At 39.1% G+C, this 12,970-nt stretch carries 10 protein-coding genes; 3 read left to right on the forward strand and 7 right to left on the reverse strand.

Translation table 11 applies throughout. From position 1 onward, the window contains the following. Positions 1-492: 492 nt before the first annotated feature. The 3 genes from ACXYMX_RS16520 to ACXYMX_RS16530 form a co-directional block, all read right to left on the reverse strand. Positions 493-1,995, reverse strand: a complete 1,503-nt coding sequence (locus ACXYMX_RS16520; protein ID WP_459045342.1) for a malate:quinone oxidoreductase — start codon at positions 1,993-1,995, stop codon at positions 493-495. A gap of 217 nt (positions 1,996-2,212) precedes the next feature. Next, complete coding sequence (locus ACXYMX_RS16525) at positions 2,213-2,830, reverse strand: NUDIX hydrolase (protein WP_459045343.1); 618 nt, start codon at positions 2,828-2,830, stop codon at positions 2,213-2,215. A 139-nt stretch (positions 2,831-2,969) separates the two neighbouring features. Further along, positions 2,970-4,163, reverse strand: coding sequence for a DUF4317 domain-containing protein (locus ACXYMX_RS16530; protein ID WP_459045344.1), 1,194 nt, complete (start codon positions 4,161-4,163; stop codon positions 2,970-2,972). Positions 4,164-4,516: 353 nt separating this feature from the next. Here ACXYMX_RS16530 and gshAB point away from each other — a divergent pair, with 353 nt between their 5' ends. Beyond that, positions 4,517-6,793 (forward strand): bifunctional glutamate--cysteine ligase GshA/glutathione synthetase GshB, encoded by a 2,277-nt coding sequence (gene gshAB, locus ACXYMX_RS16535; RefSeq protein ID WP_459045345.1) that lies wholly within the window; start codon positions 4,517-4,519, stop codon positions 6,791-6,793. A gap of 123 nt (positions 6,794-6,916) precedes the next feature. On the opposite strand, the gene nadA is transcribed toward gshAB, so the two are convergent. Genes nadA through nadB form a run of 3 tightly spaced genes read right to left on the reverse strand, consistent with a single transcriptional unit; the run spans position 6,917 to position 10,431 of the window. Further along, entirely contained in the window at positions 6,917-8,026 is a 1,110-nt protein-coding gene (gene nadA / locus ACXYMX_RS16540; RefSeq protein ID WP_459045346.1) for a quinolinate synthase NadA, read from the reverse strand. 16 nt (positions 8,027-8,042) lie between these two features. Beyond that, positions 8,043-8,885, reverse strand: a complete 843-nt coding sequence (gene nadC, locus ACXYMX_RS16545; RefSeq protein ID WP_459045347.1) for a carboxylating nicotinate-nucleotide diphosphorylase — start codon at positions 8,883-8,885, stop codon at positions 8,043-8,045. After that, the gene (gene nadB / locus ACXYMX_RS16550; RefSeq protein WP_459045348.1) at positions 8,854-10,431 is read right to left on the reverse strand and encodes an L-aspartate oxidase; all 1,578 of its coding nucleotides are present in this window, start codon (positions 10,429-10,431) and stop codon (positions 8,854-8,856) included. The genes nadC and nadB overlap by 32 nt, the downstream gene beginning before the upstream one ends. Positions 10,432-10,537: 106 nt before the next feature. Here nadB and ACXYMX_RS16555 point away from each other — a divergent pair, with 106 nt between their 5' ends. Both ACXYMX_RS16555 and ACXYMX_RS16560 read left to right on the forward strand, forming a co-directional pair. Then, the gene (locus ACXYMX_RS16555; protein ID WP_459045349.1) at positions 10,538-11,689 is read left to right on the forward strand and encodes an IscS subfamily cysteine desulfurase; all 1,152 of its coding nucleotides are present in this window, start codon (positions 10,538-10,540) and stop codon (positions 11,687-11,689) included. A 17-nt stretch (positions 11,690-11,706) separates the two neighbouring features. Next, positions 11,707-12,243: a 3H domain-containing protein gene (locus tag ACXYMX_RS16560; protein WP_459045350.1), complete on the forward strand. Its 537-nt coding sequence runs from the start codon at positions 11,707-11,709 to the stop codon at positions 12,241-12,243. Positions 12,244-12,396: 153 nt separating this feature from the next. Here the strand turns inward: ACXYMX_RS16560 and ACXYMX_RS16565 are convergent, their stop codons facing one another. Then, positions 12,397-12,741 carry a hypothetical protein gene (locus ACXYMX_RS16565; RefSeq protein ID WP_459045351.1) on the reverse strand — a complete coding sequence of 115 codons (345 nt, stop codon included), beginning with the start codon at positions 12,739-12,741 and terminating at the stop codon, positions 12,397-12,399. Positions 12,742-12,970: the final 229 nt, after the last annotated feature.

Genomic DNA, 12,970 nt, shown 5'->3' on the forward strand with positions numbered 1-12,970 from the left:
GCGCACGCAGGAGTATCGATGAGATAGTTTCAGAAAACATGGTTTCTTCATTCCTATCTTCAATTGTAAAGTTGAAATTTATTTCATAAACTTCCTGTGTTTTCATGCCAAAGGCATTTATCACAGAACTTGTCGAACTGGCCCGTTTGCTTAAGATGCTTTTTCAAATAATACACTCCGTTGCTTGGAGTGCAGGCGTCGACTCCAGCGGGAACAGCGCGAGCTGAAAGCCCCGCAGGTAGCGAAGCGGACGAGGAGATTGAAGCCGTGCCCGCGGAAAGCGTACGCCGGAACGCAAAGCAACAGTTTTTCTACATTCGTTTTAAACCCGTTAAAGCATTGATATGACAACAAAAAGGGAGACACCAATTCATGTGCGAATTGCGTCTCCACGTGCCATGCTTTTTAATATTTTCTCCCCATGTACCGAACCAGTTAATCTTCAGCAAGATACTTTTGCTGGAGATGCACTCTTTTAATTTGTATGTTTTTTTATTCACCGACAGGTAATGGTTCAATAAAGCCAAGCGTCTGTGCTGTCGACAAATGAACTTCATCCAATAGTTCCGGATCGTCCATAAGAGATTTTCCATAAGTCGGAACCATTTCCTTGAATTTTGGTTCCCACTCTTCAATATGTTGGGGGAAACATTTTTTAAGTACGTTAAACATAACATGAACGGCTGTAGAAGCTCCTGGTGAAGCACCAAGCAAGGCTGCAATTGAGCCATCTTCAGAAGTAATTACTTCGGTACCAAATTGAAGTGTACCTTTTCCGCCTGCTTCTGTATCTTTAATAACTTGTACACGTTGTCCAGCTACGACGAAGTCCCAATCTTCACTTTTCGCATTCGGAATAAATTCACGAAGCTCTTTCATGCGTTGTTCTTTCGATAACATAACTTGTTGGATTAAATACTTTGTCAAAGGCATTTGTTTTGCACCTGCAGATAACATCGTGAAGACGTTATTCGGTTTGACAGAAGTAATTAGGTCAAACATCGATCCTGTCTTTAGGAATTTAGGTGAAAATCCGGCAAATGGTCCGAATAGCAATGACTTTTTGTTGTCAATAAACCGAGTGTCCAGATGTGGAACAGACATAGGTGGTGCACCAACTGCTGCTTTTCCGTATACTTTCGCATGATGCTGCGCAATGACATCCGGATTTTTACATGACATAAATATTCCACTTACTGGGAAACCACCAATCTGTTTTCCTTCTGGAATACCCGACTTCTGTAACAAATGTAGACTTCCTCCGCCGCCACCAATAAAGACGAACTTTGCAGAGTGATGTTCAACATTGCCACTTTCAACATTCTTCACTTTTAAATCCCATGTTCCATCTTCCTTACGCTTTAGACCATCGACACTTCGATTGTATTGAATATCTACATTTTTAGCTTTTAAATGATCAAAAAGCATACGTGTTAGCGCACCAAAGTTAACATCCGTTCCTGAGTCAATTTTCGTAGCGGCTATCGATTCACCTTCTGGACGGTTTTCCATAATAAGCGGAATCCATTCCATTAGTTTTTTAGGATCGTCAGAAAACTCCATCCCTTTAAACAATGGATTTGCGACCATAGCTTCAAAACGGTTTTTCAAAAAAGCAACATTCTCTTTACCTTGAACCATACTCATATGAGGTAAAGGCATGATAAAATCTTCCGGATTGCTGATTAGGTTATTGTCTACTAAGTAGGACCAAAATTGCATTGAAAGTTGAAACTGTTCATTGATCTTTATCGCTTTGCTAATATCTACGGAACCGTCAGCTTTTTCATCGGTGTAATTAAGCTCACATAAAGCTGCATGACCCGTTCCAGCATTGTTCCATTCGTTTGAACTTTCTTCACCTGCGCTAGCAAGCTTCTCAAATACTGTAATATTCCATTCAGGAACTAATTCTTTCAACATTGTGCCCAACGTTGCACTCATAATTCCAGCACCAATTAAGATAACATCTGTTTTATTTTCGCTGTTATTCATTATTTTTACCATCCTTATATTCTAAACTGTAGTGTAGGTTATGCTCCCAATACTTCTAAACGAACCAAGGAAATATCCTAGTCATTTGTCTTTTCTATATCAATTATAATCTTATCATAGTTATTAGCTAGGAAAAAGGAATCCCTCATGAATAACACGTTAAATATTTTACCAAAAGTGATAAAATAGCAGCTCAAATCAAGCTCCACGGTGCTTCTTATTTTATTATTTCAATAAAGTGTTTTAAAATTCTTGCGGTTAATCCCCATATTGTATACCCTTTATAATCAAAAAACCACTCTTCCATTGGATGTGATCTCCATTGATAGTTGGCACCATTCATTATTTTATCATAAGGGAAATCTCTGGCGGGCGTTGGCTCCACAGATATTATATGCATATAAGGTTCGTGATTCAATAACCATTTGACTGGTACAATAAATACCTCTTCGACTTCTTCCTTGTTATATGAATCGATAATTTGATCGTAGTCAATGATGCCGACAAACGGATAAACTACAAATGACGAGGAGGCAACGTAAGGGCTTAATTTCTCTACAATAGTAATGGTTTTTGGATCCACACCTAACTCTTCAGATGTTTCTCTTAGCGCTGCTGCCATAGGGGATGGGTCTGTGGGATCAATTCTACCGCCAGGGAAACTAATGTCACCAGGCTGCTTTCTCATTGTTTGTGAACGAACTTCAAAAAGGATGTGCCATTCATTTTCGACTTGCACAAGTGGAATTAAGATTGCAGCGCGAAATGCATTCTCCTCACCAATAAATAGGGACTGCTTCTCATTTAATTGTTTTTTTAATTTGTCTAGAAACATAATTTTCCCCTCACTTTATTGTTATGCTATTTCCATATCACTGTTGGATTTATCGTTAACGAATATAAATCCTTTGGAATTAACCCTATGTCAACTTGATTTAGTCAAGTTGACATAGGCAAACTTCCCTACGAATACCCTAGTCAAGCAATTCTTCATTAACCAATTTAAATCCCTCTATCATTGTATCTTCTTCAACTTCAATCAAAAGGCAGCGTTTACCGTTGTAGTTAACCTGTCTTACGTACCTCAAGTCTTGTGGATTGATCGATATATCGGCTACCTTGGTACTTATTTTTATTGATTTAGATGTAAAACTTGGTAACACATGACTCGCTTTCATCTCGTAAGATGTATCTTCAAGGACATTTTGAAATGCACGTTCCACGCGTTCCTTGCTAATGTCTTTCACACCACTTGCTTTCAATACACGTTCTACTTCTGCTGCATCTAAGACGGGAATACTTTCTTCTTCATCTTCACTCTCTTCTTCCAACATTAACATTGTATGAATTTCATCATAAACACTAGCAATTGTGCGAGAGTCGACTTCTTCACCGATTACTTCTTTCACAATTTCTTCGAACACTGCCTTATCGTCTTCAGCAGTCATTATTTCCTCACCATTTAGTACAGTCTCAATAAACTGGTAATCTGGTTTATTCGTTTTGCCCGCTGCATACAAAATATGATTAATATCTGCTGCGTTATCTGTAAAACAAGGAAATAGAAACCCACCGATTGGACGAGCAATATTAATAACCGGATTAAGCATTAAATCGGATTTAAACTCTTTTTCTGTAAAATCAAAAACAAGCGAACGTTTCGGAAGCTCGGTCTGATTCATACTGCAAAGAATAAATGGCGATGTGAACACCTCGTCGCGAGCATCTTTTTCTGATTCCTCACTATGACGCTTTGTTGGATTAAAGTAATTCGCGCGAATGAATGTCACGACTAAATCCTTTTCATATTGAGAGTCTTGAACCATTTTCAATGCAATTTTTTGCATATCTTCTTTCCAGTCCTCTACGTCTGTACCTTGAATACCCTCGTATAAAAGCTGCTGCGTATGGTCCGTTTGCTCTTCTGCTTGCGGTGCAAACTTCACCTCAAATAGCTTTACTCCTAATTTCCCTCCAAGTACTTTTTTGAAATTGGTTAGGAATAACTCTTGTTGCTCACGTTCCAATAAAGGAAACGCCTGGCTTTCTTCATGAAAAATTTCATTGCTTTCTTGCCTGATATATACATTATAAATATCTTTAATCGTCAATAAATCTGTATCCAACTTAAAATTCTTTCGGATTGCCGCAATATCTTTTTTATTCATCTCAATTTCCAACTCCCTAACTAATAAAGAAACAGATACATCTGCAAGTTAACTTTTAACACTTATCCATTATAGCAATAGTTGTGCAGAGACACGAAGAACAAAGATAGTAACCACATTAAATGTTGAACGACTTAGTAAAAGTCCAGGAACAGAATCAGGAATAATTCTTTATACCCACGTTCGTAGAAGACCTTTTCACCTTCCATTTGAAGCACTTAAGATGACAACCTTTTACAATAAGATTTAGAATGGATGTATCGACATTAATACTATGTGGATATTTTCCTTGATTATATAAATGAATTTTAAAAAGTAAATAAAGACTATGTAAATTTGGAGGTTTAGCCACGATGGATATAAAAAAAATATTGGCGGATGTGCGGGTGAAACCTTATTTATTTGCTGCCCGATTTGGAATTGAAAAAGAAGGTCAACGAGTAGACTTATCTGGTAATTTAGTCAAAACGGATCACCCGGAAAGTATTACTGGGAGGGATGTTCACCCTTATATTCAGCGAGATTTTGCAGAAACACAAATGGAGCTCATCACTCCAGTTTCAGAAACGCTTGAGGAATTATTTAACTACTTATCTGCTATCCATGATGTTGCATATGGCTCAATGGGTGAAAAAGAAATGCTTTGGCCATTAAGTATGCCGCCTCAACTTCCAGAAAATGATGAAGACATTATCATTGCGAAACTGAATGACTCTGAAGGTGTTGAATATAGGCATTCATTAGCTGAGACATATGGTCGACGCAAACAAATGATTAGCGGCATTCATTTTAACTTTGAATTTGGTGACGCACTCATTACCGCATTGTTTAACTTACAAACAAAAATGACAGACTACCGACGTTTTAAAACTGAGGTCTATCTCAAAGCAACTCGAAACTATCTGCACTACCGTTGGTTAATAACGTATCTATACGGCGCTTCGCCTTTAAGTGAGAAAGGCTTTTTTGAAGAGGATTCTTTGAAGGAACCTGTACGAAGTATAAGAAGTAGCAGTTACGGTTATACGAATCATGAAGATGTTAAGGTGTCCTATAGGAGTATGCAGTGCTATATAGCAGATCTGGCTTCGATGGTTGAAAAAGGATTGCTCGTAGAAGAAAAAGAGTTTTATTCTGCTGTCCGTTTTAGAGGTGGAAATCGTGTTGCAGATCTTGAGGATGAAGGTGTTAGTTACATCGAACTCCGCAACATTGATATCAACCCATTTGAAAGCAACGGCATCAGCTATGAACAAGGTGAATTCCTACACCTATTCTTACTCTATTCATTATGGAATGAAGAAGGTGCTGAACCTGATGAATGGGTTAGAACCGGTGAACTAAACAATGACCTTGTGGCTCTTGAGCACCCTTTGGAGAAGACAAAGCTTGAAGGGGAAGCGAACACAATTATCGACGAGATGGAGAAAATGGTAGAAAGCTTACAATTAACTGTTTCAGATTCGTTGTTTGTTAATCTAAGAAAAATGGTACAAGATCCAAGTAACACATTAGCGGGTAGACTCTTTAAAGAGAGTGAAAAATGTAGCCAAAGTGAAGTCGCTACCTCACTTGCAAAAGAGTATTTCGATGCTTCTTGGGACAAACCTTATCAATTAACAGGGTTTACAGACATGGAACTGTCAACTCAACTTGTTATGTTTGATGCCATCCAAAAGGGTATTAAAGTAGAAGTATTGGATCGACAAGACCAATTTCTAAAACTCAAATTAGACGACCATGTTGAATATGTGAAAAATGGGAATATGACAAGTAAAGATACATATGTATCTACTTTAATTATGGAAAACAAAACAGTCACAAAAAAAATCCTTCACCAAGAAGGGTTTCGTGTTCCGTTAGGCGAGGAATTCAACGACATAAAGCATGCGCTGAACTCTTATGAGTTGTTTGCATCGAAACCGTTTGTTGTGAAACCAAAATCAACGAACTATGGTTTAGGGATTTCCATTTTCAAAGATGGCACAAATTACGAGGATTATAAACAAGCAATCACACTCGCCTTTCAAGAAGATACTTCCGTGTTAGTAGAAGAATTTCTTAAGGGAACCGAGTATCGCTTTTTCGTAGTAGCTGATAAAGTGCTAGCTATTTTGTCACGAATTCCTGCGAATGTTCAAGGGGACGGAAAACAAACAATTGAGGAGTTAGTCCTTGAAAAGAATCGTGACCCCCTTAGAGGTCGAGACCACAGAACTCCATTGGAATTCATTCAATTAGGAGAACTTGAAGATCTCATGCTTAAAGGACAAGGTTATCAATTCGATTCCGTACCTAAAGATGGAGAAATCGTATACTTGCGTGAGAACTCCAACGTTAGTACAGGTGGAGATTCCATTGACGTAACGGATGAAATTACTGAGGACTACAAAAAAATAGCAGTGGATGCAGTTGCAGCACTAGGTGCTAAAATTAGTGGGATTGACTTAATTATTGAAGACCTAAACGTGCCTGCAGCGGAACCGAATGCGTATGGAATTATTGAAGCGAACTTTAACCCATCCATGTATATGCATATCTATCCATACAAAGGTAAATCACGACACTTAACGATGCACATCATCGAGTACTTATTCCCTGAACTTACACAGGGGAATCCAACTAACTAAAATCTATAATGGCCACTTTCCTTTTCGTAGAAACATTTCTACTTAAAAGGAAGAGGCCATTTGTTTTTCTGGATATCTCTTCGTTGTAAAAGGAACCTTGGATGTGACTCTGGCACCTCTGTATTATGTTCTGGCCAACATGCGGTCCAATGCTAAAATTGCATATTTCGTTGTTTCTTCATCGATGCTAATCTGATTGATTGTTTCACCTTGTTGAATGCTCTCCAAACTCCATAACAAATGTGGCAAGTCAATACGATTCATCGTTAAGCACGGACACATGCTCGGGTTTAATGAAATAATATGCTTATCTGGATGCGATTGGATAAGTCGATTGACTAAATTCATCTCCGTTCCAACCGCCCACTGGCTACCCGGTTCCGCGGCATTGATTGTATCGATAATGTTCTTCGTCGAACCATTCTCATCCGCAAGTGCAACTACCTCTCTTGTACATTCCGGATGCACTATAATACGCATATTTGGATATTGCGCTCGCACGTCGACTGTATTTTGAACTGTAAATTTTTCATGGACCGAGCAATGGCCTTTCCACAAAATTACTTTTAAATCAGCAAGATTTCCTTCATATTCTAACTTATCGTGAATTGGATCCCATACCGCCATTTGTTCTAGCGGAATACCAAGGTCAAATGCTGTATTTCTACCAAGGTGTTGATCCGGTAAAAATAGGACACGTTCTTTTTGAGTAAACGCCCATTCTACCATCGCGTGTGCATTGGATGAAGTCACTGTTGCGCCTCCATTTTTTCCAACAAATGCTTTAATTGCTGCTGTTGAATTCACATATGTCAAAGGAACAATCGTATCTCCCACTATCTGTTCAAGTGCTTTCCAAGCACGATCCGTTTGAAATATATCTGCCATATCTGCCATCGAACAGCCTGCACGCATGTCTGGTAAATATACTTTTTGACTGTCTGTCGTCAATATATCTGCCGTTTCTGCCATAAAGTGAACACCACAAAAAACGATGTGCTCCGCCTTCTCATTCGCAGCACAAATTTGTGCGAGTTGCAGTGAATCTCCAGCAACATCTGCAAATTGAATAACATCATCTCTTTGATAATGATGTCCTGGGATGAATAATTTATCTCCTAATTGTTCTTTTATTTCAGCGATACGAGTTTCCATTTGTTCGTTCGTTAAGTCTCTATACTTTTCAGGCAATGTGCCACTTTTTTGGTCTTCGAAATATTGTAAAATAGACATTGGAAAATCTCCCTTATCATTTATTGGACACAGACACGACCGCACTAATGTCAAACGCCTGGACCGAGTGTGTTAGATAGCCTAGTGAGATATAGTCGACGCCGGCAAGTGCATAGTCAGAAATTGTTTCCTTCGAAATGTTGCCAGAAGCTTCTGTAACGATTGTATTTGGGACAATCATTTTCCACTCCGCAATTTCCGAAGGGGTGCAATTATCGAACATCACAATATCTACTTTTGCTGCGATAGCTTCTTTCAGTTGAACGTACGACTCAATTTCAACTTCAATTTTCACCGTATGTCCAATATTTTCTTTTACCTTCTGTACTGCTTTTGTGATGGAACCTGCAAATTCAAGATGATTGTCTTTCAACATAACTGCATCATACAATCCACTTCTGTGGTTGTAACCGCCCCCCATTCGAACTGAGTATTTATCCAACATACGAAGTCCTGGAACTGTTTTGCGCGTGTCACACACTTTCGTATTTGTTCCTTTCACTTTTTGTACGACTTTATTTGTTTCTGTCGCAATTCCACTCATACGTTGGATTAAATTCAGAAGTACACGTTCACTCGTTAAAAGGCTTCGAACAGCTCCAGTTATCGTCGCAATTTTTTCACCTTTTTTGATATATGCTCCGTCTTCTAAGTGACAGATTACGTTTGTAGAAGAATCAATCAGAGCGGATCCAATTTGAATTACTTTATTTCCGCAAAAGAGCCCGTCCATTTTTGCTATGAACACCATTTCACCGAATATGTTTTCTGGGAACAGTGTCATACTCGACAAATCTCCATCTCCAATATCTTCTATGAAGAATTGTTCAAGCATGGATTTCAGCTTGATGTCGTTCATTCGTTTTCCTCCTCATTTCAACACCTGTTCTTGATTGAACAATGTGAACTTTTTTCCAACTATCCCCTTCATGAGGGAAATCCTCTCGAATGTGTCCGCCCCGACTTTCTTTTCGTAAAAGTGCTCCGGTCACAATGAGCTTTGCCACTTGCAACATGAACACGACTTGAATTTCTTCCCTCTGGAAGCCATCCAACGTCGAGTCAATCTGACTAAAAGAGTTTAGCCATTGATCTAGTTCAATGAGCTCCTCCTTCGTTCGAATAATGCCTGCCTGGGCCATCATACGATTCTTTATATCCTCCGAAGTTGGTAGTTCCAATTGTTTGTATGGAACTTCTTTTTTCACATCAAACGTGGGAAAAGCATCAAATCTTTGCTTTTCATTTAAATGATTCGCTAACTTTTCACCAAAATAAAGGCCCTCCAATAACGAATTACTCGCGAGTCGGTTGGCACCGTGAACTCCTGTCGAAGCCACTTCCCCAATCGCAAACAATCCTTTAATCGATGTTTCACCAAATTCGTTCACTGCGATACCGCCCATCAGGAAATGAGATCCAGGAGCAACAGGAAGAAATCCCTCTTCTATAGAAACACCATTTGCATTGCATATAGCCGAAACTGTAGGAAATGCTTCCTTAAAGTCGTCAATCATCGAAACATCAAGAAAAACATTCTTTCCAGCTGCGCGTTGTTTAAAAATCTCTTTCGCTACGATGTGTCTCGGAGCCAAATCACCTTGGGGATGCTTTCCATCCATAAAATGTGTACCAGAAGTATTCACAAGTCGCGCACCTAATCCCCTTACTGCTTCAGAAATTAACCCCCGCGTTTCATTATCGGTAAACAATAGTGTCGGATGAAACTGGATGAATTCCATATCGATGATGTCCGCTCCTGCACGATATGCAAGCGCAATGCCATCCCCAGTTACGGAAGGGTCATTGGATGTATAGGAAAACAAACCACCTATTCCACCAACTGCCAACACAATATTTGTCCCAAAATAACGATGAAGCTTACCGTGTTCATCCATCGACTTAATACCGATGCATCTTTTCGTTTTCGAATCAATGATTAATTCAAAAACAAATTCATTTTCAATTACATCAACATGTGGTTGAACTTTCGACAGAAGATGCTCCACCATATGCTTACCTGTCGCATCCCCACCACAATGTAAAATTCGGTGGTGACTATGTGCCCCTTCCATTCCAAGTGAAAAATTACCCTCTCCATCTTTATCAAAAAACAATCCATCGTGGTTTAGATTTTTTATAACTCTAGGACCGTTGTGCACAAGTTCGTAGACAGAAGCATTATCATGAAACAAACAACCTGCACGTAGCGTATCCTGAAAATGAAAAAAAGGATTGTCTTCCTTTGAGACAGCTGCAGCAATTCCCCCTTGTGCTCTGTACGAATTGCTATTTGTTACGGTAGACTTGGTAACAATGAGCACCTTAGTCTTTTTATGTACATGCGTTGCGAGTTGCAGTGCGGAAATTCCACTTCCAATAATGATGTGATCGTACGTCTTCACGATAATCCTCCTAAATAACCAACTGTCTTTACACTTGTCTTTACACAGTATACTTTATATGCAAAAATGAATCTATCAAAATGTTTTATTTTGGAGGAGAATTTGGATGAACTACTTTGATTATGCTGCATCCACACCGTTAGACGCTGAGTCGGCAGACGTATTTGCGAAACTTTCGGTATCTTGTTATGGAAACACGAGCAGTTTACATGAAGTTGGAGCAGAAGCTGAAAACTTGTTAACGTACAGTCGCTCTAAATTTGCTCAACTTCTTGGCGTGTCTTCTGATGGAATTTATTTTACATCGGGTGGTACGGAGAGTAATTTACTATCGATTATTTCTCTTGCGAAAGCCAATCGCTCAAAGGGGAATCACATCGTTACGACACTAGGCGAACATCCTTCGATTGACTCTGCACTTGCTTATTTAGAGGAAGACGGATTTCAAATAACAAAAATCCCTTTCAATGAGGAAGGGATTGTCGATGTACAAACGCTTGAACTAGCTTTAACAAATGAAACTATTCTTGTCAGCATCCAGCACGTCAATCCTGAAATTGGCACAATCCAACCAATTGAAGAAATTGCTATCCTAGTGAAAGAACGGGGTATATTACTTCATAGCGATTGCGTTCAATCCTTCGGGAAAATGGATATTTCAGCTGTCGCAATAAACGTAGACAGCTTGACAATTTCGTCTCATAAATTGTACGGCCCAAAAGGTGTAGGATTGGTCTACATCGATCCAAAACATCGCCTCCTTCCTGTTTTTCCAGGACTCGTCCACGAATCTACATTTCGAGGTGGCACCGTGAACGTTCCTGGCATCGCTGCGTTTACAACCGCCGCTCACAATAGCAGACAACAATTGGAACATTTCAGGAAGCTTCGCGAAGTCTTTTTGCAAACTATTGAGAAACATTCGGATCTATTTATCGTATATACTAGCAAGGACACATCGAAGCAGCTCCCCCAAATTGTCGGACTGCGCATTTACGATATGGAAGGCCAACTGATGATGCTTGAACTCAATCGAAGAGGGTTTGCGATTTCAACAGGAAGTGCTTGCAATGTCGGACAGCAAGCTTCTTCCAAAGCAATGATGGCATTGCGATTGAAACCCCAACATGCAAGAGAATTTGTGCGTGTTTCGTTTGGCAAAAGCTCAACTGTTGAGAACGTTCAACAATTGGCCAATGCGATGGTAGCTATTCGATTGCAAACGAAGAAAGAAAAGCCTTCGATTGAATTCTCTTAAAGATGAGGTGAACAAAAATGAGTATAAATGAAAAAATTCTTGGAGATGCTCGACATCGATTCATCGTCTCTACATTAAAGGTATCTAGTGAACCGATTTCAGGTAGCGAATTGGGGCGATTAACGAACGTGAGTCGACAAGTTATCGTCGGAGACGTCACGTTACTAAAAGCAAAAGGAGAGCCAATTATCGCAACGAACCGAGGGTATCTATATGTACACCCTACCGTCGAGCCGAAAAAAATAGAAAAAACAATCGTTTGTCGGCACACGCCTGAGCAAACGGAAACTGAGCTAATGATTCTAGTCGATCACGGTATTTTAGTGAAAGACGTTAAGATTGAACATCCTGTCTACGGGGATTTAACCGCCTCGATTATGGTTTCAAATCGTAGTGAAGTGGTGTCCTTTATCAACCACATACAAGAGTCCAAAGCGACCTTTCTATTGGAACTAACCGAAGGCATCCATCTGCATACAATCAGCGCAGACAACGAACAACAAATTATGGCGGCAGAACAAGCATTGAGAGAGGCTTCGATACTTGTTGAGTGAAATTTAGTCGTAGAAAAAAGCGATGAGATCTCCCTACTACACAAGAGGATTTCACCGCTTTTTCCCGTTAAGGCTTTGATTTTGCTATTAAGTAAATGTTACTATCCACCAATTTTTTACTACACTAAAACTTTTAGGGTGCCTGTGCAACATTCAACGTTGCACAGGCACCCTTAATTCAATCAAATAAACGAACTGTGAATCATTCCCAATAAAGTGAATATAATTAAATGATCGCCAATTGCAATTATAAAATTCTTTTTGTTCACGAGTCCAAATAATGTGTTTTTCAAATAAAACATAGTAATAAGAATGCCAATAATCCCCCCCGACTATAGCTCCTTCTAACAAACTAGTTGAGCTAGTCGCTTGTACAAGTATTGCTATAAAAATAGAGCTGATAAATGCAACAAGAACTGAGACAACGTATTTTAATGCACCCTCGCTTTGTTTGTTCTTCCCTACTAAGATCGAGTAATAAATTCCGCCATATACCATATACAATAGTCCACCGGCAAGAACAGCAAGAAGGATTTACTTAATTTCTTGAATCTCACTCTTTATTTCTTAATTTTTCATATATGAATCAATTTCATAATTAACGTTTTTAAAAATGCGTAAAGTAGCTCCTTGATGGTTTATAAGCTTTTTAAAAATAGAAAACCGATTTAATTAAGCTACATTTAACGATTGTTGTTCCATTGCTAATTTGATTCGATCTGTTGCT

Source organism: Sporosarcina sp. CAU 1771, assembly GCF_054482775.1.

What these genes read in the sequence shown, in the direction of transcription:
- ACXYMX_RS16520 (WP_459045342.1), bottom strand. Translation starts at nt 1,995, where the DNA reads ATGAATAACAGCGAAAATAAAACAGATGTTATCTTAATTGGTGCTGGA.
- ACXYMX_RS16525 (WP_459045343.1), bottom strand. Translation starts at nt 2,830, where the DNA reads ATGTTTCTAGACAAATTAAAAAAACAATTAAATGAGAAGCAGTCCCTA.
- ACXYMX_RS16530 (WP_459045344.1), bottom strand. Translation starts at nt 4,163, where the DNA reads ATGAATAAAAAAGATATTGCGGCAATCCGAAAGAATTTTAAGTTGGAT.
- gshAB (WP_459045345.1), top strand. Translation starts at nt 4,517, where the DNA reads ATGGATATAAAAAAAATATTGGCGGATGTGCGGGTGAAACCTTATTTA.
- nadA (WP_459045346.1), bottom strand. Translation starts at nt 8,026, where the DNA reads ATGTCTATTTTACAATATTTCGAAGACCAAAAAAGTGGCACATTGCCT.
- nadC (WP_459045347.1), bottom strand. Translation starts at nt 8,885, where the DNA reads ATGAACGACATCAAGCTGAAATCCATGCTTGAACAATTCTTCATAGAA.
- ACXYMX_RS16555 (WP_459045349.1), top strand. Translation starts at nt 10,538, where the DNA reads ATGAACTACTTTGATTATGCTGCATCCACACCGTTAGACGCTGAGTCG.
- ACXYMX_RS16560 (WP_459045350.1), top strand. Translation starts at nt 11,707, where the DNA reads ATGAGTATAAATGAAAAAATTCTTGGAGATGCTCGACATCGATTCATC.
- ACXYMX_RS16565 (WP_459045351.1), bottom strand. Translation starts at nt 12,741, where the DNA reads ATGGTATATGGCGGAATTTATTACTCGATCTTAGTAGGGAAGAACAAA.